The sequence below is a fragment of the Variovorax sp. GW822-FHT04E09 genome, from assembly GCF_058800845.1.
On record NZ_JBXAMR010000003.1, the window covers coordinates 254,201 to 277,047 of the forward strand.

Below are 22,847 nucleotides of genomic sequence, written 5' to 3' on the forward strand. Positions count from 1 at the left end.
TCGTTCAGGCGCCTTGTTCGTCGGCCAGGCGGGACTCGGCACCGCGCGCGCCGTCGTCGAGCGCGGCCCGGTCGAACATCGCGCCCATCGCCACCACGATCTTTCGCGGGCCCTCGAAGGGGTCGCGTGCATGGGCGGCGAGCATGTTGTCGAGCATCACGACGTCGCCCTGGCGCCAGTCGAAGCGCACGGCACAGGCCTCGTAGGCCTCGCCGACGATGGCCATGGTGTCGTCGGCGATGGGCGAGCCGTCGCCGTAGGTCACGTGGCGCGGCAGGCGCTCGACGCCGCCCATGGCCAGCAGGTCTTCGCGCACCTGCGCCTCGAGGCAGGCGACGTGGTGCAGCTGCACCTGGTTGAAGAACACGCGCTCGCCGGTGAGCGGATGGCGGATCACGGCGGGGCAGCGGGTGCGCGTCTGCAGCGTGTCGCCGTCGAACCAGCGCCATTCGATGCCGGCGGCGGCCAGGCGCGCTTCGACGTCTTCGCGGCGGTCGGTCTTGTAGAAATCCTGCCAGCTCACGTCCAGGCCGGGCGTGAAGGTGCGCACGTACTGCAGCCCTTTGCGCTCGAAACCGGCCACCACGTCGGCCGGCAGGCGGCGCAGCATTTCGCGGCAGTCGACGATGGGCGTGGCGCCGCCCACGGGCGACGGCAGCTCGCAGAAGAACCACTGCTTGCGCGGCCAGCGGTCCAGGTGCGCGCTCTCGTTGTGGAACAGGATCATCTGGCGCTCGGGGTACGGCGTGGAGCGGTAGGTCTTCTTGCCGCCCTCCTTCTTCGGCAGGTCGCCGTAGCTGCCGTACAGCTCGGGCTCGATGGCTTCGGCGAAGGCCTCGAAATCCTGCGGGGTCTTCAGGCCGAAGTCGCGGAACAGGATGCCGCCGTGCCTGGCCACCAGCATCTCGATGTAGTCGGCCTGGCCCTTGGCCCAGGCGACGGTGTCGAGCTCGGGGCTGGTGGCCTGCAGCACGATGGGAAATTCGGCGCCGGGCTTCAAAAACGAGGTCTGCACGGCGGGCCGCGCGGCGGCGCGCACGGGCGCGCGGCCGGCGCCCAGGGCGTCGAGCTTTCCAAGTTTGCCGAGCTTGTCCAGTTTCGAGGCCGGGCGGACGTTGGGAGCGTTTGTCATGGCGATGGATTCCTCCGAGGGCATGGGGGCCAGCGCGCCGATCGGCTGGCCGGGTGTGGCGACGATCCGCTCCAGCAGCGCATGCCACGAAGCGGTGAAGGTTTCGACGGTCTCCCGCCGGTAGAGGTCGGTGGCGAACACCCACTCGGCGGTGAGCGCGCCGTCGTGTTCGTTGGCGAACACCGCCAGGTCGAACTTGGATTCGTTCATCTGCTGGGGCAGCACCTGGACCTCGGCGCCTTCGATGGCGAACCGGATCTCGGGAGTGTTCTGAAGCACGAAGAGCACCTGCACCAGCGGGTTGCGGTCGCGCGCACGCGGCACGCCCGACAGCTCGACGATGCGGTCGAAAGGCACGTCCTGGTGGTCCATCGCGGCCAGGGTGTCGGCCTTGGTGGCGGCCAGCCAGTGCGCGAAGTCGGCACCTGTCTTCGCACGGCGCGAGCGCAGCGGCACCACGTTGACGAAGAAGCCGAGCAGCCCTTCGAGGTCCGGGTGGCCGCGGCCCGCGACGTCGGTGCCGATGACGATGTCGTCCGCGCCCGAGGCCTGGTGGAAGAACAGGAAGAACGACGACAGCAGCAGCGTGAACAGCGAGGTGTCCGACGCCCGCGCGAGCGCGGCCAGCGACTGCGACAGCGCGGGCGACAGCGTGAGCCGCACCGAGTCGCCGGCGTGCGTGGGCACTGCCGGGCGCTGGTGGTCAGGTTTGATGCCCGAGGTCTGCGGCGCGCCCGCCAGCCGCTCGCGCCAGAACGCGGCCTTCGGCGCGAAGCTTTCAGAGACCAGCGCGCGCGCATACCAGGCGGCGTAGTCGACGTACTGCACGGGCAGCGGTGCCAGTGCCAGCGGCTGGCCGCGCCGCGCGCGTTCGTAGAACGCGGCCAGCTCGCGTGCGAACACGGCGATCGACCAGCCGTCGAACACGATGTGGTGCACCACGAGCACCAGCACATGCTCGCGCGCGGCCATGCGCACGACGGTGGCCTTGATCAGTGGACCTTCGGCCAGCGCGAGCGGTGCACGCACCAGTTCGTCGAACAGGGGGCCGTAGCGCGCGCCGTCGTCGAGCGCGATCACGGGAATATCGAGCGGCGCACCAGGGCGCACGACGGCCATGGGCTCGCCGTCGTCGTCCTCGGTGAACACGGTGCGCAGCACCTCGTGGCGCGCCACGATGGCGTCGATGGCGGCGCGCAGCGCGCCGATGTCGAGCTCGCCGTGCAGCGCGAGGCCGGCCGACATGTTGTAGGCCGCGCGGCCGCTGCGGTTGGCGGTGTCGGTAAGGCGGTCGACCAGCCAGAGGCGGCGCTGCATCGGCGACAACGGCAGCGCACCACCGCGCGCCACGGGCGTGATCTCCATCGCGCTGCGCTGCGGCGCGGCGGCGGTCGAGACGACGCCGAGCCGCGCGGCCAGCCCGGCGATGGTCGGCGCCTTGAAGAACTCGCTGGGGTGCAGCTCGGTCGCGTAGCGCTTGCGCACGCGCGACAGCAGCTGGATGGCGACGAGCGAATCGCCGCCGAGCTCGAACAGGTTGTCGTCCACCCCGATGGGCGCGATGCCCAGGCGCTCGGTCCACAGCGCGGCAAGCGCGGTCTCGACCTCGCCCTGCGGCGCGACGAACGGGGTCTGCAGCGCGGGCCGGGGATAGGCCGCGCCTGCGGCAGCGGCCGGTGCCTCGTCGCCGAGCAGGTCGAGCATGCCGTTGTCGAGCGGGCCGAGGCGCGTGGCCAGGTCGGTGGTCGAGATCACGGTCTGCGCGCGCGCCGGGCCGTTGACGATGCGCTCGAAGACGCGCGCGCCCTCGGGGCCGTCCATGCCAATGTCGTCGGGCACGTCCATGTGCGCGGCCATGCCCAGGCCGCGCCAGGCGTCCCAGTTGACCGAGAACACCGGGAACGCGCCGAGCCGTTCGTGCGCGACGGCCACGGCGTCGAGGTAGGCGTTGGCGGCGGCGTAGTCGCTCATGCCCAGGCCGCCGGCCACGCTGGAGATGGACGAGCACAGCAGCACGAAGTCCAGCGGCTGGCCGCGCAGCGCGTCGAGCAGCGCGCGCGTGCCGCGCACCTTGGTTGCGAACACGGTGTCGACTTGAGCGCGCGTGCGCCCGGCCATCATGCCGCCGCCCGCATCGCCAGCGGCATGCACGACGCCGTGCAGCGGGCCGAAGCGGGCATTGGCCTGCGCGAAGGCCGCGCGCATCGCGTCGGCATCGGACACATCGGCCGACACGGTGAGCACCTGTGCGCCGAGCGTTTCGAGTTCGAGCAGTTGCTGCAGCCGCGCCTTCAGAGCGGCGGGCGTGCTGTCGGCCACCACCAGCGCCGGCCAATCCGCGCGCGCCGGCAGCGCCGTGCGGCCCAGCAGCACCAGCCGCGCCTGCCAGTGCACGGCCAGGTGCTTCGCCAGTGCAAGGCCAACACCGCCCAAGCCGCCGGTGACGAGGTAAACGCCCTCACGACGCAGGCGCGGTTGCGCCGCAGCGGTCAGTGTTGCGGGCTCATAGGTCTTGATCCAGCGGTGCGCGCCACGGCAGGCCACCAGCGGCTCGCCGGGCTCGGCCTGCAGCGCTGCGGCCTCGGCCATGATCTGCGCGACCAGCCGGCCTTCGGCATCGCTTTCGGGCGCGGGCAGCACGACGTCGATCAGGCGGCAATGCACGCGCGGGTATTCCTGGCCGATCACCTTGCCGATGCCGCGCAGCGTGGCCTTCTCGGGGCACAGCGGCTCGGTGCCGGTGACGTCTTCGAGCTGGTTGGCGACGACGGCGAGCGGCAGCGTGCGCTCGCCGGCTTCGAGCGACTGCACGAGCGCGAGCAGGCTGAAGAAGCTGCGTTCGAGCAGTTCGGCCTGCGGCTGCTGCGCGGGCAGCACCTCGTCGAGGCTCCACAGGTGGTAGATGCCGGCGATGGCGCCGAAGTCGGCCGCGATCTCCGTCTGCAAGCGGGCGTGGTCGTCGCGCGCGCCGGGGCGCAGCGTCCAGTGGCCGTGGGCCGTGCGCGCGAAGGCGCTGCCGCGCTCGGCCAGCACCACGGTGCGGCCCTGTGCACGCAGCTGACGCACGAGGTGGCCCGTGAGGCTGCGGCTGTCGCCGAGCACGAGCAGGCAGCCGTCGGTCGATGCCGACGGTGCGACGACCAGCGGCTCCGTGCGCTGCCACGAGGGCACGTAGAACGCGTCGGCGTTGGTGCGCTGCGGCGCCTTCGCAGCACTGGGCGCTTCGACCCAGTAGCGGCGGCGCTGGAACGGATACGCCGGCAGCGGCACGCGCCGACGCGCGGCACCCGTGCGGCAGGCGGCCCAGTCGATGTCCACGCCCGCCACCCACAGCTGGGCCAGCGTCTGCGCGATCTGCTGCGCGTTGCGCGCCTGTTGCTGCGGATGCGCCTGGCTGGCGAGCACGCCGGCGGCGGTGTCGGCCAGCGGATGCTGGCGCGCCAGGCCCGCCAGCGTTTCGCCGGGGCCGACTTCGAGCAGCACGCGGCCCGGCACCTGCAGCAAGGTGCCCACGCCGTCGGCGTACTGCACGGTGCCGCGCAGGTGGCGCGCCCAGTAGGCGGGGCTCATGGCCTCTTCGGGCGTGATGAGTTGGCCCGTGACGTTCGAGACAAAGGGGATCGTCGGTGGCCGGCGCGGCACCGAGGCGATGAGCGCTTCGAGCGGCGCGAGCAGCGGCTCGGTCATCGCCGAGTGCGAGGCGATCGACACATGCAGCCGGCGCGGCAGGTGGCCCGCCGCGCGCAGCCGCGCCTCGGCGGCCTCGACCGCCTCGCGCGGGCCGGAGATCACGCTCAGCTGCTCGGCATTAGCGGCGGCGAGGTCGCAGCCCGGCGCCAGGAAGGGCGCGAGCGCGGCTTGCGACAGCGGCACGGCGGTCATCGCGCCGGGCGGCATCGACTGCAGCAGGCGTCCGCGCAGGGCCGCGACACGCAGCGCGTCTTCGAGGCGGAACACGCCCGCCAGGCAGGCGGCGACGTACTCGCCCAGGCTGTGGCCCATCATCACCGCGGGCCGCACGCCGCGGCGCATCCACCACTGCGCCATCGCGTAGGCGACGACGAAGAGCGCGGGTTGCGCGAGCGCGATGTCGAACAGCCGCGCGTCGGCCTCGGCTTCACCGCCGGGCGCGGGGAACAGCACGGTGCACAGGTCGAAACCCAGCTCGGGTTCCAGCAGCGCGCAACAGCGGTCGATGTCGTCGCGGAAGGCCGCGTCGTCCTCGTAGAGCGCGCGGCCCATTTGCGCGTGTTGCGTGCCGCCACCGGGGAAGAGGAAGACCACCTCGGGCGCCTGCGCAGGTGCAGCGCGCACGGCCAGGCCTTCGCCCGCCGAGAGCATCTGCACCGCGCCTTCGACGTGGTCGGCCACCACGGCGCTGCGGTGCTCGAAGACACGGCGGCCCGCTTGCAGGGTGTGGGCGATGTCGGCGAGCGGCAACGCGGGGTGCGCGCGCAGGTGATCGGCCAGTTGCTGTGCGGCCTGCCGCGTCGCGGATGCGCCGCGGGTCGACAGCGGCAACACCTGCCAGCCTGTCATGGATTCGGACGCAGCAACGGACGGCGCCTCTTCCAGCACGACGTGCACGTTGGTGCCGCCGATGCCAAAGGAGCTGACGCCCGCGCGGCGCGGCGTATCGCCCTCGGGCCACGGGCGCGCCTCGGTGTTCACGCGGAACGGGCTGTTCGCGAAATCGATCTGCGGGTTCGGCTGCTCGAAGTGCAGGCTCGGCGGCAGCGTGCGGTGGCGCAGCGCCAGCGTCGCCTTGATGAGCCCGGCCACGCCGGCCGCCGCGTCGAGGTGGCCGATGTTGGTCTTGACCGAGCCGATGGCGCAGTAGCCGCAGCGCCCGCCATCGCCGCCATCGGCACGGAAGGCCTGTGTGAGCGCGGCCAGCTCGATCGGGTCGCCCAGCGTGGTGCCCGTGCCGTGCGCCTCGACATAGCCGATGGTGTGCGCGGGCACGTCGGCCATCAGCTGCGCCGCGCGGATCGCGCCGGCCTGGCCCTGCACGCTCGGTGCGGTGAAGCCGATCTTGTCGGCGCCGTCGTTGTTGGCGGCCGTGCCCTTGATGACGGCGTGGATGGTGTCGCCGTCGCGCAGCGCATCGGCCAGTCGGCGCAGCACGACGATGCCCGCGCCGCTGCCGATCACCGTGCCCGCGGCCTGGGCGTCGAAGGCGCGGCAGTGGCCGTCGGGCGAGAGGATCGCGCCGTTCTGGTAGCGGTAGCCGCCGTCCTGCAGCAGGTTGAGCCACACGCCGCCGGCCAGCGCCATGTCGCAGTCGTGGCTCAGCAGGCCCTGGCAGGCCAGGTGCACGGCCACCAGCGAGGTCGAGCATTCGGTCTGCACGCTCAGGGCCGGGCCGCGCAGGTCGAGCTTGTAGGCCACGCGCGTGCACAGCGAGCCGGCGGAGTTGCCGCTCATGAGGCCCAGCATGTCGGCGATGCCGGTGCCCGCGTCGATGCCGACGGCGGGCAGCAGGTGCTTCATGAGGTAGAGGTTGGGGCCGTCGCCCGCGTAAACGCCGACGGGCGCCCCGCCCTTCTGGCCGGTCGGCCAGCCCGCATGGTCCATCGCCTCCCAGGCGCATTCGAGAAAGATGCGCTGCTGCGGATCGAGGTGCTCGGCCTCGCGCGGCGAGTAGCCGAAGAAGCCGGCGTCGAAGCGGTCGAAGCCGTCGAACAGCACGCCGGCCTTCACGTAGTCGGGATCGGCCAGCGCGCGCTCGGGCACGCCGCGCGCGCGCAGTTCGTCGTCGCTGAAGACGGTGACCGACTCGACGCCGTCGCGGATGTTGCGCCAGAAGGCGTCCACGTCGGGCGCGCCGGGAAAGCGGCCGGCCATGCCGACGATGGCGATCTCGAGGCCCGTGGTGTCGGGGGCAGAAAGCGGGGTGTCGTCTTGCGCGTGCATCAGAGGGTTCTTTCCGTGGGTCGGCGGCGTTGCAGCAAGGCGGCGCGCTGCTGCTGCGCGCGCTGCTTCGCCTGCGCGGCGTCGTCGGTGGCAGCGGCAGGGCCGCGCCCCTTCTGCTCGATGTGGCGGGCGAGTGCGCCGACGGTCGGGTACTTGAAGAGGTCGACCACCGCGAGCCCCGGCTGCAGGCGGTCTTCCACCAGCCGGTGCATGCGGATCACGAGCAGCGAGTTGCCGCCGAGGTCGAAGAAGTTGTCGTGCAGGCCGACCTGCGCGACCTTGAGCAGCTCGGCCCAGATCGCGGCCAATGTCTGCGCGACGTCGCCGTGGGGGGCTTCGTAGCCTGGCGTGCCGGCGGCCGCCGGTGCGGGCAGCGCGCGGCGGTCGACCTTGCCGTTGGCGCCGAGCGGGAAGCTGTCGAGCACCATGAGCGCGGACGGCACCATGTAGTCGGGCAACGCCTGCGCCAGCTGCGTCTTGAGCGTGATCGCGTCGAGCGATGCGCCTGCAGCGGGTGCGACGTAGGCCACGAGCGACGGGCCGGTCACGCCCTCGTGCAGGCACACCAGCGCCTCGCGCACGCCGGGTTGCTCGCGCAAGCGCGCCTCGACCTCGCCGAGTTCGATGCGGAAGCCGCGCACCTTCACCTGGTGGTCTAGGCGCTCGAGGTATTCGAGCTGACCGTCGGTCCGCCAGCGCACGAGGTCACCGGTGCGGTACAGGCGACCGCCCGCCGCATCGAACGGATCGGCGACGAAGCGCTCGGCCGTCAGGGCCGAACGCCCGAGGTAGCCGCGCGCGAGGCCGTCGCCGCCGAGGTACAGCTCGCCGGGCACGCCCTGCGGCACGGGCTGCAGATCGGCGTCGAGCACATGGGCGGTGCGGCGGCCGACCGGGCGGCCGATGGGGGCGTAGCCCTGCACGATGGCCTCGGCGTCGGCAGACCACAGGGTCGGCGTGATCACGGCCTCGGTCGGGCCGTAGGCGTTCACGACGCGTGCCGGGTGCAGCACGCGGCGGACCAGCGCGAGGTCTTCGCCGGTCCAGGCCTCGCCGCCGAAGAGCGCGAGGCGCACGGCGTGCTGGAACGGTGGCTGGTCCTGCAGCAGCTGGCGCGCGTAGGCCGGCGGCAGGTCGACCACACTGACGCAGTGGCGCTGCAGCAGGGCGTCGAGTTCGCTGGCGAGCGAGCACCACTGCGGCTGCAGCACCAGCGCGGCGCCGGTGGTCAGCGGCAGCAGGCACTGCTCGATGGCGGCATCGACATGCGGCAGCGCGAACTGCAGCGAACGATCGCTCGCCATGAAGCCGCAGATGTCGGCCATGGCCTGCAGATGCATCGACAGCGCGCCGTGCGCGACCGCCACGCCCTTGGGGCGGCCGGTGGTGCCGGAGGTGTGGATCACGTAGGCCAGGTGGTGGCCGTGCAGCGCGACTTGCGGGGCCTCGTTCGGTTCGTCGTCGAGCGATGCGTCATCGACCGTGATGCGCGTGACGGGTCCGTCCACCGAGCTGCGGCTGCCGGTCAGCAGCAGCGCGGCGCCGCTGTCGGCCAACAGCTGTGACAGCCGTTGCGGCGGGTGCGATGGGTCCATCGGCAGGTAGGTGCCGCCGGCTTTCAGCACGGCGAGCAGGCTGACGACGCGGTCGATGGGGGCATCGACGGCCACGGCGACTGGCGTATCGGGCCGCACGCCCTGGCGCAGCAGGCGGTGCGCGAGCCGGTTCGCGCGGCGGTCGAGGGCGGCGTAGGAAAGTTCGGTGTCGCCGGCGATCAGCGCGATGGCATCGGGTGCGCGGCGGACGTGCGCCTCGAACAGGCGATGCGCGGGTGTCGCGGCGGATGCGGGCGATGAGCCCGTGCCCCAGGTGTGCAGTTGCGCCTGCTCTTCGGCAGCGAGCCACGGCGCATCGCCGATGGCACGGGCCGGGTCGGCCGTCAGCGCGTCGAGCAACGCGCGGTAGTGCGCGGCCATGCGCACGATGGTCTCCTCGTCGAACAGCTCGGCCGCCGCGGTGAAGACCGCGCGCACCTGACCGTCGGCGCGCTCGCGGATGTCGAGCGCGAGTTCGCACTGCGCGGCGCTGTCGTCCATGCGGTACTCGTCGACCGCCAGGCCGGGCAGGCCGCGCAGCACGGCCGTGTCTTCGCGCAGCAGGTTGAACATCACCTGGAACAGCGGGTTGTGGCTCAGGCTGCGCTGCGGCTGCAGGGCGTCCACGAGCTGTTCGAACGGCAGGTCCTGGTGGGCCTGCGCGCCGAGCGCGGCCTCGCGGGTCTGGGCCAGCAGTTGCGCGAACGGGGTGCGGCCGTTCAGCGTGGCGCGCAGCACCTGCGTGTTGACGAAGAAGCCGATGAGGCCCGCGGTCTCGAGGCGGTGGCGGTTGGCGACCGGCACGCCCACGCGCACATCGGGCTGGCCCGTGTAGCGATGCAGCAGCGCCTGGAAGCCCGCGAGCAGCACCATGAACAGCGTGGCGCCGTGCGCCTGCGCGGTGGCGTGCAGGCGGGCGACGAGGGCCGCGTCGAGGTCGAAGGCATGCGAGGCCGCGCGGTAGTTGGCGACCGCGTGGCGGGGGTGGTCCGTGGGCAGGGCCAGCACGGGGTGCGTGTCGCCGAGCTGGGTGCGCCAGTAGGCCAGCTGGCGTTCGGCCTCGCCGGCGTCGAGCCAGTCGCGCTGCCAGGCGGCGTAGTCGGCGTACTGGATCGCCGGTGCGGCGAGCGACGGCGTCTCGCCCTTCGCGTGTGCCGCATAGGCCACGCCGAAGTCGTCGAGCAGCAACTGCAGCGAGGCGCCGTCGGAAACGATGTGGTGCGTGACGATCGCGAGGATGTGCTGCGCGTCGCCGAGCTGGAGCCAGGCGGCGCGCAGCACGGGGCCGGCCACGAGGTCGAAGGGCTCGACCTGCAGCGCGCGCGCCTGCGCGGCGGCGGCACCTTCACGTTCGTCGACCGACAGCGCGCGCAGGTCGATGTGGGCGAGCGCCAGCGGCGCCATCGGCAGCACCTGCTGGCCGACCGTGCCGTCGGCCGCGGTGCGGAACACGGTGCGCAGGCTTTCGTGGCGCGCGAGCAGGCCTTCGAGCGCCGCCTTCATTGCGTCGGCATCCAGCACGCCCGACAGGCGCAGCGCCACGCCCACGTGGTAGGCGCTGTTCTGCGGATCGAGCTGCCACAGGAACCACTGGCGCGCCTGCGCATGCGACAGCGCGAGCAGCCCGGTGCGGCGCTCGGCCGGCAGGGCCGGGATCGGCTGGTGCGCGCGGCGTTGGCCGAGTGCCCGCATGCGCCGCAGTTCGCGCGCGAGGTCGCCCAGTCGCGGCTGCTCGAACAGCGCGCGCAGCGGAAAGTCGATGTCCCAGCGCTCGCCGATGCGCGCGGCCACCTGCGTCGCGGCGAGCGAGTTGCCGCCGTGGGTGAAGAAGTGCGCGTCGCGCGCCAGCGGCCGTTCGACGGGGCGGCGCAGCACCTCGTGCCAGATCGTGGCGAGGGCCTGTTCGACGTCGTCGAGAGCGGCTTCGGATGTGTCGACTGCAGGGGCGCTGCCGCCGAGCACGAAAGCACCGTGCGCGTAGATCGCATAGGCGTCCGCCGTGCGATCGATCCAGCCCTGACGGCAGGCGCCGCGCTGCAGCTTGCCGCTCGTGGTCTTGGGCATGCCGCCGGGGTTGAGCAGCATCACGACCGACAACGGCTCGCCGCTTTGCTCGCTCACGGCCGCGCTCAGCGACTCGACCAACACCTCGGGCCGCACCAGCTTCTGGATGCTGCGCGACACCTCGGCCGCGAGGCCGATGCCCTCGCCTTCCGGCCCCTCGACCGCGAAGGCCGCGACGCGGCCCTTGCGCACGGCTTCCACCTCGCGCTCCACTTCGCGTTCGATGTCCTGCGGGTAGAGGTTGTGGCCGCGCACGATGATCATGTCCTTGATGCGGCCCGCCACATAGAGCTGGCCGTCGTGCACGAAGCCCAGGTCGCCGGTGCGCAGCCAGCGCGTGCCGTCGTGCACGACGAAGGTCTGCTGCGACACCTCGGGCTTGTTCCAGTAGCCGCTGCCCAGGCTCGGGCCCGAGGCCCAGATTTCGCCGACGGCGCCATCGGCGCACACGCTCAGCGTGGCGGTGTCGACGATGCGCACCGCGTGGTGCGTGACGCTGCGGCCGCAGCCCACGAGCATCGCGCCGCCCTCGTCGCGCACCACGGCGCCTTGCGCCAGGCGCGCCTTGTCGAAGGCGTGCGCGACCATGCCGGCGCCGCGGTGCCCGCCCGTGACGAACAGCGTCGATTCGGCCAGGCCGTAGCAGGGGTACACCGCCTCGGCCGGAAAGCCCGTGGGCGCGAAGCGTTGCTGGAACGACCGCAGCGTGTCGGCGCGCACCGGCTCGGCGCCGGAGAACGCGAGGCGCCAGGACGACAGGTCGAGCCTTTGCAACTGCGCGTCGGACACGCGGTCCAGGCACAGGCGGTAGGCGAAGTCGGGCCCGCCGCTGACCGTGGCGCGCAGCCGCGACACGGCTTCGAGCCAACGCACGGGCCGCTCGAGAAAGTAGCGCGGCGACATCAGCGCCACGACCGCACCGCGATGCATCGGCTGCAGCAGGCCGCCGATGAGGCCCATGTCGTGGTTCAGCGGCAGCCAGGTGACGAAGGTGTCGCTCGTGCAGACCGAGAGGCCCTCCTCGATCGCGCGCATGTTCGCCATCAGGTTGGCGTGCGTGACCATGACGCCCTTGGGTGCCGAGGTGGAACCGGAGGTGTATTGCAGGAAGGCGATGTCGGTGGCGGCCGGCGTGTGCGGGCGCCATGCGTCGGCGCCGGTGGCGTCGATCTCGTCCACGGCGATGAGCGCGGCCTGCGCGAAGGCGTCGGCCACGCCTGCCATCGCATCGCGGATGGCGGCGTGGGTCAGCACGCAGCAGGCGCCCGCGTCGGCGGCGATGCCCTCGAGCTTGCCCAGGTGGCGCTTGCGCGTGGACTCGGGCGGGAACACCGGCACGGCGACGAGGCCCGCGTAGAGGCAGGCGAAGAAGCTGACAACGTAGTCGTCGCTGTTGTCCAGCATGATGAGCGCGCGGCCGCCGGGCGCGAAGGCCCGCTGCAGGTGCGCCGCGAGACCGCGCACGCGCGCGTCGAGGGCGCGGTAGCTGATGGGCGTGTCGAGTGCGGCGCCGTCGCGGTCGGTGATGGCGATCAATGCGATGTCGTCAGGTCGCTGCGCGGCGAGGCCACGCAGGTGGGTCACGAAGTCCACGGGATGCATCGGGTTCACAGGGGTTGTTCCTTGGTGTGCCAGGCCAGCGCGGCGGCGTAGCCCGGCGGCGCGGACAGCGCCATCGCTTCGATGCCGGCCCACGCGGGCACGGCGCAGTCGACGGCAAGCGCGCCATGGGCGTCGGGGTGAATGCCGATGCTTTGCAGGTGTTCGGCCATGCCGACGCCGGCGGCTTTCAACACAGCCTCCTTGCCGACCCAGCGTCGGTAGAAGGCGCGTGGCAGGTCGGCGTCGCTGCGGATTTCGCGCTGCTCGCGTGCGGTGAAGGCCATGGCGAGCAGTGCATCGGCGTCGGCCATGAGGTCGCGCGCGCAGGCTTCGATGTCGACGCCGACGCAGCGCACGCGCGCCGGGTCGGCCAGCGCGATGAGCGCGTGATCGCCGGCGTGCGAGATGTTGAAGAGGGGCACTGCCTTGTCGTTGCCAGCCTCGACGAAGGGCTTGCCGTGTGCGTCGGCGCACAGCGGCACCTCCGCCGGACGGCAGGCAAGGCGCTGCGCGATCAGGCGGCGCACGGCGGCGCGGGTGTGGGCGAAGCGCACGCGGTCGGCGCGGCGGGCAAAGCGATTGGCGCGGGCACGTTCGTCGGGCGTGAGGTCGGCCCAGGCATCGCCATCGTTCGCCGCAAGGTCCAGGTCCAGGCGGTGCAACGCGATGCCCGGCGGCAACGGGTCATGCCAGGGCACGAGCCGCATCGACGCCTCCCGCCATCACCGCCGGCGCGAGGTGCCGCGCCAGCGCGGCCAGCACGGAGGTCTCGTGCTGGCGGATGAAGAAGTGGCCGCCCTCGAACCCCTCGAGCGTGAAGCGTGCATGCGCGGTCTCGGCGGCCCAGGCCTGCATGCGCCACGGGGCAATGTCGTCCTGGCGGCCGGCCAGCACATGCAGGGGCACGGGCAGCGGCGCGGGGTCGGCGTGCACGAAGCTGCGGCACAGGCGGTAGTCGGCGCCGAGGGTGTCGAGCGTCATGCGCAGCAGCTCGGGGCTGTCGAACAGCTCGTCGGGCGTGCCGCCCTGCTTGCGCAGGTCGGCGATGAGAGCCGCGTCGTCGGTGATGTCGAGAAAGCGGTCAGGGTCGCGCAGCGACGGCGCAGCGCTGCCGGAGACGATCAGCGCATCCGGCAATGGCCGGTGCTGTTGCCGCTGGTGCTGCGCCATGCCCCAGGCCAGCAACGCGCCCATGCTGTGGCCGAAGAGCGCGTAGCGACCGCGCAGCACGCCTTCATGCTCGGCGCACAGCTGCGCGACCATGCGGTCGAAGTCGTCGACGAAGCGTTCGCCCAGGCGCCCGCCGCGGCCCGGCAGCTCGACCGGCACGACCTCGATCCAGCGCGGCAGCGCACGCCGCCAGCGCAGGTACATGGTGGCGCTGGCGCCCGCGCAGGGCAGGCACAGCAGGGGCAGCGAGGCCTGCATGCGCGTCAGGCGGAGGCGTTGTCAGGTTGCTGCTGAGCAGCCATCCAGTCGCGCAACGACTTCGGGCGCATGTCGGTCCACTGCGCTTCGACGTAGTCGAGCACGGTCTTCTTGTCGCCCTTGACGCCGTCGACGGCGGTCCAGCCGCCGGGCACGGCCTTCCAGTGCGGCCAGATGGAGTACTGCGCTTCGTGGTTGACGAGCACGATGAAGGTCTCGTCCTCGCGGTCGAAACAGCTGGTAGACATGGGCGGTCCTCTTGGTAAGTGCAATGACGGGCAGGGTTTGCCCTTGCGATACAAGACGCGCCGCGAGGCTGGGTGTTTAGTCCCGCATGCATCCAGACCGTGCACGGCTGCGCCGCGGCGAGGGCCGCTGCAGGAGCTGCGAAAAAAAGAGGGAGCGGGCTAGCGGGCCGCGTCTTCGGCGTCCTGCGAAGGGACGTCGTGCGCGGGCGGCACGAGGCCGACGAGCAGCCAGAGGCGGGCCGCCTCGGCGTAGGTCTGGCGATGGGCGGGATCGGCGGCGAGCCATTGCGCGAGCTCGGCGCTCGCGGCGGCATCGAGCTCGCCCTCGCCGGCGTGCTGGCGGCGGACCCACGCCCAGGCGGTCTGCCAGGTGGGGTCGCTTTGCTTGTCGTTGGGGCTGCTGCTCATCGGCGGCCATCGTAGCGCCGATGCGGTGCATCGGAAAACTCAGCCGGCCTGCACGAGGTAGCGGCAGCTTTCGAGTGCGGCGTCGGCGTCCTTGATCATGAAGTTCACGAGCGTGGCGGAGCAGCCCAGGCGCGTGGCGATCTCGCGCTGGGTCAGGCCGCCGAGACGGTTGAGTTCGAACGCGAGGCGGGTGCGCGGCGGTAGAGCCTCGAGCACGCGGTCGATGGCCACCAGCGCCTGCCGGCCGCCGAGCACGCGGTCGGGCGCGTCGTTGCTGCTGGGCGGGCTCACGAGTTCGACGTCGTCGCAGTAGGTGCGGTAGCTGGCCTCCACGGAATGGTGGCGGTGGTAGTCGACCGCCACGTTGCGCACCACCTGGCAGCAGTAGCCCAGCGGCTTGCGGACATCGCGCACCGAAGCGCCGTCGGCGAGCTTCAGGTAGGCGTCCTGCAGCACTTCGTCTGCGAGGTCAGCGGTGCGGACGATCTTTTGCGCGACGCGCTGGAGCTGGGCACGGTTCGCGATGAAGACCTCCCCCAGCGTGGGCGCGGACGGGGAAAGCGACAGATCCATGGGTACTCCTGAAGTGTTCAAGGGCAAAGATGCAAATAAGAACTATTACCATTTGATGACGCAAGAAGGCCCTGTTTTTCCCGGTGGCGCCTTCTCGTCTCTCTCCCTGTCTAGACGTTCGAGCGGCCGAAACCGAGACACCTAAAATTCCGCCCCTTACATCGCACCCGTACCCATGAACATCGTCGTCAACGAAGAACTCAAAGCCTATATCGATCCCTTGACGCCGGAGGAGTACGAAGCCCTCGAACGCAGCATCCTCACCGAAGGCTGCCGCGACGCGCTGGTGCTGTGGGGCGACGTGCTGGTGGACGGCCACAACCGCTACGGCATCTGCCAAAAGCACGGCCTGCCCTTCCAGACCGTGCAGAACACGCGCTTCAAGACGCTGCAGGACGTGCACCTGTGGATGATCGACCAGCACCTGGGCCGCCGCAGCATCTCGGACTACCTGCGCGGCGTGCTGGCGTTGCGCAAGAAGGACATCGTGGACGAGCGCCGCGCCCGCAGCAGCGCCGCCACGCCGACCACCCCGACCACGGCGGACGACCCGCCCTTCGACGTCGACGACGCCCCCGCTTCGACCTCCACTCCCGCTTCCGACGAGGCCCTGCCGCCGCCCGTGCCGCTGAACAGCCGCGAGGCCATCGCCCGCGCCGCGCGCCTGAGCAGCAGCCAGGTCGTGATGATCGAGAAGATCCAGAAGCAGGCCGCGCCCGAGCTGGTGGCGGCCGTGAAGTCGGGCGTGATCTCGATCAACACGGCCGCGGCCGTCGCCTCGCTGCCCGCCGAGGAGCAGGTGACAGCCGCCAACGCCGGCAAGGACGAGCTCAAGCAGGCCGCCAAGCGCGTGCGCGAGGCCAAGCGCAAGCCGCGCGAAGCGGCGCCCGACACCGAAGAAGGCGCCGAACCGGCGGCGCTCGACGCCGTGCAGCAACTGCAACAGCGCGTGGCCGAGCTCACGGCCGAAAACGCGGACCTGCGCCGGCAAGTGGCCGAGCTGCAGGCGCAACTGCCGCACTGACGCCCCGGCGGGCGCTCTTCTCCCCGCCCGCCCCTTTCACCGCCCCCTGAAACCTCGCGCGCCGCGCTACGGCACGCGAGGCTTTGTCGCGTCCGCGACCCACTGAAAACAGTTGTTCGTAATCTTGTGTTTTTATTTGCAACAAGTGTTATATTTTTGACGCCACCTCCAAACAAACACTTTAGTTCTCCCAGCCAGCGTTGCGATCGGCGTCTCCGTCCAACTTCTTACAGTGAGTGCTTAAGTTGCAAAAAGAACGGCGATGCCGCCTCCAATCGGTGTTTTCGATGCGGTTGAACGCAACACCCCACAGCGGCCGGCCGATGGGCACGGTGGTGCGGAGGCTGCATGACGGCCGTTAACACCGTTCCCAAAAGTCAACGCGCCCTGCTGAGCTACAGCGTCGAGGGGCTGTCGCACCGCGAAGAAGTGCTGCTCAAGTCGCTGATCCGGCTGCTCGACCACCGCACGCACCAGAACTGGTCGTGGAAGGCCGAACAGGCCGACCTGCGGGTCGTCGGCGACCAGGTCGCCCTTGCCGCCGCCTCGCCCCAACCGGCGGTGCCCACGCTGACCGTCGCCCATGCCGACCCGCAACGCGGCCCTTTCCTGGCCCTGCCGCTGCACACCGATGCGCTGGAAGTCGCGCTCAACCGCCTCGGCGCGATGGTGGTCCACGCCCGCGGCCTGGGGCTGGCCATGACCGAGGTGCCGATCGGCGAGCACGAAGAGTTCCGCATGCTGCGCTGGCCGCCCGCGGCCGTGCTCGAAGCGCCGATCCGCCTGCGGCTGGCCACGCTGATGTCCAACCGGCCGGCGTCGGTGCTGTCGCTGCAGCAACGCTCGCCCGCCACGCGACAGGAGTGCGCGGACTTCCTGGCCGACCTGCAGCGCGCCGGCCTGCTCGAACGCGCCGCCCCACCCGGCGCGCTGGTGGCTGCTTCGGCCCCCGACAGCGTCTTTCCCGACAGCCGCTTCCCGGCACCCGCCCGCGACACCGTGCAGCCCGGCCTGCTCGCACGCATCAGGAACCGACTCGGCTTGCTGCCGTCAGGCCCTCAATGACCGTAGAACACAAGATACTCTTCACCGGCACCATGGGCGCCGGCAAAACAACGGCCATCGCCGGCGTGAGCGAGATCCCGCCCGTGAGCACCGACGTGCGCAACAGCGACACCTCGGTGGCCAAGGCCACCACCACGGTCGGCCTGGACTACGGCGAACTCACGCTCGACAACGGCGAGAAGCTGCGCCTGTACGGCACGCCCGGCCAGATGCGCTTCGACTTCATGTGGCGCATCCTGGGGCGCGGCGCGCTCGGCGTGGTGATCCTGGTGGACAACAGCCGCCCCGACCCGCTGGCCGACCTCGACATCTACCTGGACGGCTTTGCCGAGCTCATCGCGCAGACCGCCTGCGTGGTGGCGGTGGGCCGCATGGAAACGCACCCGAGCCCCGGCATCGACGCCTACGCCCGCCGCATGGAGGCCAAGGGCGTCGTGTGCCCGGTGCTGCCGGCCAACGTCACCGATGCGCAGCAGGTCGTGCAGCTGCTGGAACTGCTCCTGCTCCAGCTCGAGGTCTGAACGCAGGACGCGCCCCCTCTTTTTCTCCTTTTCCTTCCATTCAGGCAGCAATGAACATCACTCCAAGAATCAGGCTTGCAGCGGAATCGGCCATCGACACCCTGATGCGGGAAATCAAGGGCGTGAAGGCCGTGGTGATCTCGACCGAAGACGGCCTGGAGCTGGCCGCGCGCGTCGAGAACACCGCACAGGTCGCACGCCTGTCGGCCATCGCCAGTTCGCTGGCCGCGCTGGGCGCCGTGGCCGGCGAGGAAAGCCAGCTGGGCCACTGCGACAACGTGGCGATCGAGGCCACGCACGGCCACATCCTCATGCTGCAGGCGCGGCATCCCGAGATGACGCTGATCGTGAGCGTGGTCACCAGCCGCGAAGCCATCATCGGCCAGGTCCTCTACTTCGCGAAACAGGCGACGCAGCTGCTGCAGCACGCCTGACGCCGGGCATCGGCGCACCACACCCATTCGACACCGGCAGCCACCCATCCCCTTCGCCCGGGTGGCCGCCGACTTTCAGGGGCGAGGACTAGGAAAGATTTCGATGGCAAATATCAAGCAATCCATGGACGACCTGATGACCTGCGACGGCGCCCTGTGCGCGGCGCTGGTCGATTCGAGCAGCGGCATGATCCTGGGCCAGATCGGCTCGGGCGTCGATCTCGAGGTGGCCGCCGCCGGCAACACCGAAGTGGTCCGCGCCAAGCTGCGCACCATGCGCGACCTCGGCCTGAACGACAGCATCGAAGACATGCTGATCACGCTCGGCAAGCAGTACCACATCATCCGCCCGATGCAGAAGAAGGAAGGCCTGTTCGTCTACCTGGTGCTGGACAAGACCAAGTCGAACCTGGCCATGGCGCGCCGCAAGACGCTCGACGTCGAGCAAGGCATGACGGTCTGAGAAGCCCGCCGCGTCCCGCGCGGCAACTTCGCCGCGCGGACGCATCAGGCGCGCATCAAGCGCGCGTCAGCAGCGTGTTCGACGGCAGCGTCTCGTCGAGCAGCTTGCGCGCCGTTTCCACGCCCGCCACCGGCAGCAGCGCCGCGTCGAGCAGGCCCACCTGCACCAGCACGCTCGCCTGGTCCCAGTAGATGTGCTCGTGGTAGAGCTTGTCGCCGCGGAACTTGATGACCGCGAGCAGCGGGATCTCCACGCGCTTTCCGGTGGGCGCCACGCCCGGCAGCATCCACGGGATCTCGGTGGTGTGGGTGAAGCAGAACAGCATCTCGTCGACCACCTGCGTGGCGCCCACGGTGCGCGAGATCGGCACCAGCGAGGTGTCGGGCGGGTTGCTATTCACGAAGTGGTTCGTATAGAACGCGTGCAGGTTCTTGTAGCCCACGCCGCCGGTCATGGTCGGGATGTGGTTGACGTAGGGCTCGGCCACCATGGTGCCCATGGTGTCGTCCACGTTGCGGGTGCCGAACTCGTACTCGCAGTGCTTGTCCCACAGCGCGGCCAGGTCGTAGTTCGGGCCGATGGCCGACTTCAGCGCGGCCACGCTGCGCTCGTGCGCCATGAGCGCCGAGGCACGGTGGAAGTGCTCGCCGCCCACGCGCGCAAAGGCGTGGTCGACGCCGGGGTACACGTGCACCTCGACGTTCGGCCGGCCGCGCAGCGTATGCACGATGCGGTCGCGCGCCTCGGGCGGGCAGAAGCCGTCGAGCTCGGCCACGTGCAGTGCGAGCTTGCAGCGGATGCGATCGGCCTCGTCGAGCGCGGCGTCGATGCCCACGCCGTAGTACCCCACGGCCACATCCGCGTCGGTGCGGCAGGCCGCGAGGTAGGCGAGCTTGCCGCCCAAGCAGAAGCCGAGCACGCCGACCTTGCCGCCGGGCACCTCGGGGCGCTGGCGCAGCGCGGTGATGGCGGCCTGCATGTCCTGCATGCCGAGGGCTTCGTCGAAGCCCTGGTACAGCGCGAAGGCGCGCTGCCAGTCGTCGGGCGTGTAGCCCAGCTGCACGTCGGGCTGCTGGCGCCAGAACAGGTCGGGCACGAGCACCACGTAGCCTTCCTCGGCGTAGTAGTCGGCCACGTCGCGCATGGTCTTGTTGACGCCGAAGATTTCCTGCGCGAGCACGAGGCCCGGGCCGGTGCCGCCGCGCGGCAGGGCCAGGTAGGCGCCGAAGCTGCCGCTACCGTCGGCGGCCTGGATGCGGATGTCTTGCGACGAGGAGGTGGATGCCTTGTTCTGCATGGGTGTGTGACTCCGTTCAATGCTGAAAGGTGGACGTGGGGAACCAGGGGCTCACTGTACGCATTCCGGATGGCGCGTCGTGACCTGGTAGTAGCCCGAGTGAAAAACCAGCGGCTCGCCGTCGAAGCGCTCGTAGCCTTCGACCTCGCCGATGAAGATCAGGTGATCGCCGCCGTCGTACTGTCGCACGTTGCGGCACACGAAGCGCGCGAGCACGCCGTTGAGCAGCGGCACGCCGGCCGTGCCTTCGCAGCAATCGACGCCGCCGAACTTGTCGGCCTGCGGCGTCGAGAACTGGCGCGACAAATGATGCTGCGGCGCGGCCAGCACGTTGATCGCGAAGTGGCTCGCGCCGGTGAAGTCGGCCACGCTGGGCGCCTGCCGCGCCAGGCTCCACAGCACCAGCGGCGGATCGAGCGACACCGACGAGAACGAGTTGGCCGTCATGCCCACGCGGCGCCCGTCGAGCGCGCGCGTGGTGATGACGGTGACGCCGGTGCTGAACTGGCCGAGCGCCTTGCGGAAGTCGCGCCGGTCGAAGCGATCGACCGCGGCCTCGCGCGCCTTGGCTTCGAGAAAGCGGTCGGCCTCGGCCGCATCGAACCACCAGGGCGCGAAGTTGCGCGGGTCGTCGAAACCGTTGACCACCGCGCTCGCCACGGCCGGCCTGTGCGTGGCGCTCTGCAGCAGCTTCTGCAGGTGCGGCGCGGGCGGCGTGAGCAGGCTGTGCGTCCAGTCGGTGGCCCAGCGGGCGTAGCCCTCCCAGTAGCGGTCGAAGGTCTGCTGCATCCATGCGGCGTCGAAGGGCGCGTCGCCGTGCTCGAGGATGCGCTTGAGGTAGATGTCGGCCGCCTTGGCCGCGTTGTTCGAGCCCTGCCCCGTGATCGGGTCGTTGAGCACCACCGCGTCGGCGAGCCCCAGCACCTGGCGGCCCGAGGGCAGCGTGGCCACCGGGTGGCGCACCACGGGCGTGACGCGGCCACGCAGCACGCCGTGGTCGTCGGTGAGCTCGATGTGTTCGCAGCGCTCGGCCTCCCACGGCAGGAAGGTGGCAAGAATCTGCTTGCTGCGCGCCAGGTGCTCCTGCGGTGTCTTCACGTCGTCCCAGCAATCCATGGGGCCGCCCGGCACGCCTTCGAACACCATGATTTCGCACGGGCCGCTGGTGGTGAGCGCGGGGAACACGAAGTATTCGCCGACACCCGGAATGAGATTGAAGCTCACGGCCGCGAACGGTTCGCGCGGGCGCATGCCCTTCACGTAGGTGAGCGCCAGCGCGCGCTGCGGCGCGTCGAACGGCGAGCGCGCCGCGTCGCGCGGGAACAGCGCCGAGATCTCGCCCTTGCCGCTCGCAACGACCACGAGATCGTGCGTGCGCGCACAGTCTTCCAGCGTGTCGATGTCGGCGTCCTGGTGCACGAGGCGCCCGCCACGCGCTTCGAACAGCTGCATCCACGCAGATATCTTCAGGCGCTGGTCGACCGACTGCGCGGGGCCGTCGAGCTTCGCCTCCCACGCGATGGCGCGCTGGCCTTCGGGGCTGCGCACCGACATGCCGATGCCTTCAACCACCGGGCAGGTGTCGGTCCAGCTGTCGAGCCCCAGTTCGCGCTCGGTCTGCAGCGCGGTCTCGAACATGCACTGGCTGGACATCACCGGCCCGTCGAAGATCTCCTGCGCCGTGCGGTTCGCATACACCGTCACGGCGTACCCTTTGGCCCGCAGGCCCAGTGCGAGCTGCATGCCGGACTGGCCGGCGCCGACGATGGCCACGCGTCGTGTCATGGGCTGGCTCCGCCTACGCAGCCGCCGCGGCAGCCGCGCAGGTGTCGAGGTAGCGGTCGGCCTCCTGCGGGTCGGCGAACCACGGGAAGAAGGTGCGCGGATCGTCGAAGCCGTTGGCGATGGCGCTGGCCATCGGCGGCACGGCGCCGGCGCTGCCGAGCAGCTTGAGCACATGCGGCGGCGGCGGTGCGAGCAGCATGTTGGTCCAGCGGGTGACCCACTGCGCATAGCCGAACCAGTAGCGGTCGAAGGTCTGCTGCATCCACGGCGCATCGGCCGCGCCCTCGCCGCGCGCCAGGATGCTCTTCAGGTAGGTGTCGGCGCACTTGGCCGCGTTGTTCGAGCCCTGCCCCGTGATCGGGTCGTTGAGCACCACCACGTCGGCCAGGCCGAGCACCTTGCGGCCCGAGGGCAGCGTGGCGATGGGCTTGCGCACGGTGGGCGCGAAGCGGCCGGCGAGGATGCCGTTGTCGTCGGTGAGTTCGATGTCGGCGCAGCGCTCGGCCTCCCAGGGCGTGAAGGTGTCGAGGATCCACTTGCTGCGCGCCAGGTGCTCCTGCGGCGTCTTCACGTCGGCCCAGCAGTCCATCGGGCCGCCAGGCACGCCTTCGAACACCATGATCTCGCACGGGCCCGTGGTGGTGAGCGCCGGGAACACGAAGTACTCGCCCACGCCCGGGATGAGGTTGAAGCACACGGCCGAGTACGGCGTGCGCGGGCGCATGCCCTTCACGTAGGTGAGCGCGAGTGCGCGTTGAGGCTGGTCGTAGGTCGACTTGGCGGCGTCGCGCTCGAAGAGCTTGGAGATCTCGCCCTTGCCGCTGGCCACCAGCGTGAGGTCGTGGCTGCGGGTGCAGGCCTCGAGGTCGTCGATGCCGGCGTCCTTGAAGACCAGCTCGCCGCCCTTCTGCTGGAACAGCGCCATCCACGCCGGCACCTTCACGCGCTGGTCGACCGACTGCGCGCTCGAGTTCAGCCGCGCCGCCCATTCGATGGCCTTGGCGCCCTTCTGCTCGGGGTGCGGCACGGCGAAGCCGATGCCGTCCACCGTGGGGCAGTCGCTGGCCCAATGGTCGAGCCCGAGGTCGCGCTCGACCTGCAGCGCGGTGTGGAACATGCACTGGCTCGACATGACCTTGCCGTGGCGGATGTCGTCCGCCGAACGGTTGCTGTACATCGTGACCTCGTAGCCTGCGTCCAGCAGACCGAGTCCCAGTTGCAGGCCCGACTGGCCCGCGCCGACGATGGCGATTCGCTTCATGGCTTGCTCCTTCTGTGTTGTCTCGTGGGGG

The 22,847-nt window shown here is 70.7% G+C and carries 14 protein-coding genes and 2 pseudogenes; 5 read left to right on the forward strand and 11 right to left on the reverse strand.

Annotation, left to right across the window (positions count from 1 at the left end; translation table 11 throughout):
• Nucleotides 1-4 precede the first annotated feature (4 nt).
• The 7 genes from AC1RL8_RS13420 to AC1RL8_RS13450 all read right to left on the reverse strand — a co-directional run bounded on the left by AC1RL8_RS13420 (nucleotide 5) and on the right by AC1RL8_RS13450 (nucleotide 14,966).
• The gene (locus AC1RL8_RS13420) at nucleotides 5-7,048 is read right to left on the reverse strand and encodes an SDR family NAD(P)-dependent oxidoreductase (RefSeq protein WP_492684502.1); all 7,044 of its coding nucleotides are present in this window, start codon (nucleotides 7,046-7,048) and stop codon (nucleotides 5-7) included.
• Nucleotides 7,048-12,309 carry an amino acid adenylation domain-containing protein gene (locus AC1RL8_RS13425; protein WP_492684869.1) on the reverse strand — a complete coding sequence of 1,754 codons (5,262 nt, stop codon included), beginning with the start codon at nucleotides 12,307-12,309 and terminating at the stop codon, nucleotides 7,048-7,050. Before AC1RL8_RS13425 ends, AC1RL8_RS13420 begins: the two co-directional genes overlap by 1 nt.
• Before the next feature lie 5 nt (nucleotides 12,310-12,314).
• Nucleotides 12,315-13,016 carry a 4'-phosphopantetheinyl transferase family protein gene (locus tag AC1RL8_RS13430; RefSeq protein WP_492684503.1) on the reverse strand — a complete coding sequence of 234 codons (702 nt, stop codon included), beginning with the start codon at nucleotides 13,014-13,016 and terminating at the stop codon, nucleotides 12,315-12,317.
• Nucleotides 12,994-13,737 (reverse strand): thioesterase II family protein, encoded by a 744-nt coding sequence (locus AC1RL8_RS13435; protein WP_492684504.1) that lies wholly within the window; start codon nucleotides 13,735-13,737, stop codon nucleotides 12,994-12,996. The genes AC1RL8_RS13430 and AC1RL8_RS13435 overlap by 23 nt, the downstream gene beginning before the upstream one ends.
• A gap of 5 nt (nucleotides 13,738-13,742) precedes the next feature.
• On the reverse strand, nucleotides 13,743-13,985 hold the full coding sequence (locus tag AC1RL8_RS13440) for an MbtH family protein (protein WP_062469889.1): 243 nt from the start codon (nucleotides 13,983-13,985) through the stop codon (nucleotides 13,743-13,745).
• A gap of 159 nt (nucleotides 13,986-14,144) precedes the next feature.
• The gene (locus AC1RL8_RS13445) at nucleotides 14,145-14,393 is read right to left on the reverse strand and encodes a FecR/PupR family sigma factor regulator (protein ID WP_159270814.1); all 249 of its coding nucleotides are present in this window, start codon (nucleotides 14,391-14,393) and stop codon (nucleotides 14,145-14,147) included.
• 39 nt (nucleotides 14,394-14,432) lie between these two features.
• On the reverse strand, nucleotides 14,433-14,966 hold the full coding sequence (locus AC1RL8_RS13450) for a sigma-70 family RNA polymerase sigma factor (RefSeq protein ID WP_159270813.1): 534 nt from the start codon (nucleotides 14,964-14,966) through the stop codon (nucleotides 14,433-14,435).
• Nucleotides 14,967-15,141: 175 nt separating this feature from the next.
• Here AC1RL8_RS13450 and AC1RL8_RS13455 point away from each other — a divergent pair, with 175 nt between their 5' ends.
• The 5 genes from AC1RL8_RS13455 (at nucleotide 15,142) to AC1RL8_RS13475 (ending at nucleotide 18,473) form a co-directional block, all read left to right on the forward strand.
• Complete coding sequence (locus AC1RL8_RS13455) at nucleotides 15,142-15,990, forward strand: plasmid replication/partition related protein (RefSeq protein ID WP_492684505.1); 849 nt, start codon at nucleotides 15,142-15,144, stop codon at nucleotides 15,988-15,990.
• Nucleotides 15,991-16,338: 348 nt separating this feature from the next.
• A complete protein-coding gene (locus AC1RL8_RS13460; RefSeq protein ID WP_492684506.1) occupies nucleotides 16,339-17,055 on the forward strand; it encodes a hypothetical protein in 717 nt (238 codons plus the stop codon).
• Nucleotides 17,052-17,576 carry a GTP-binding protein gene (locus AC1RL8_RS13465; protein WP_062469903.1) on the forward strand — a complete coding sequence of 175 codons (525 nt, stop codon included), beginning with the start codon at nucleotides 17,052-17,054 and terminating at the stop codon, nucleotides 17,574-17,576. The genes AC1RL8_RS13460 and AC1RL8_RS13465 overlap by 4 nt, the downstream gene beginning before the upstream one ends.
• Nucleotides 17,577-17,626: 50 nt before the next feature.
• Nucleotides 17,627-18,010 (forward strand): roadblock/LC7 domain-containing protein, encoded by a 384-nt coding sequence (locus tag AC1RL8_RS13470; RefSeq protein WP_062469906.1) that lies wholly within the window; start codon nucleotides 17,627-17,629, stop codon nucleotides 18,008-18,010.
• 103 nt (nucleotides 18,011-18,113) lie between these two features.
• Nucleotides 18,114-18,473, forward strand: a complete 360-nt coding sequence (locus tag AC1RL8_RS13475; RefSeq protein WP_095746312.1) for a hypothetical protein — start codon at nucleotides 18,114-18,116, stop codon at nucleotides 18,471-18,473.
• Nucleotides 18,474-18,528: 55 nt separating this feature from the next.
• Here the strand turns inward: AC1RL8_RS13475 and AC1RL8_RS13480 are convergent, their stop codons facing one another.
• From AC1RL8_RS13480 to AC1RL8_RS13495, 4 genes and pseudogenes are all read right to left on the reverse strand, one after another.
• The gene (locus tag AC1RL8_RS13480) at nucleotides 18,529-19,770 is read right to left on the reverse strand and encodes a dienelactone hydrolase family protein (RefSeq protein ID WP_492684507.1); all 1,242 of its coding nucleotides are present in this window, start codon (nucleotides 19,768-19,770) and stop codon (nucleotides 18,529-18,531) included.
• A gap of 51 nt (nucleotides 19,771-19,821) precedes the next feature.
• Nucleotides 19,822-20,310: pseudogene (locus AC1RL8_RS13485) on the reverse strand (flavin reductase family protein); the annotation flags it as partial.
• 9 nt (nucleotides 20,311-20,319) lie between these two features.
• A pseudogene (locus AC1RL8_RS13490) lies at nucleotides 20,320-21,555 on the reverse strand (styrene monooxygenase/indole monooxygenase family protein); the annotation flags it as partial.
• Between the two features lie 13 nt (nucleotides 21,556-21,568).
• The gene (locus AC1RL8_RS13495) at nucleotides 21,569-22,816 is read right to left on the reverse strand and encodes a styrene monooxygenase/indole monooxygenase family protein (protein ID WP_492684508.1); all 1,248 of its coding nucleotides are present in this window, start codon (nucleotides 22,814-22,816) and stop codon (nucleotides 21,569-21,571) included.
• Nucleotides 22,817-22,847 lie beyond the last annotated feature (31 nt).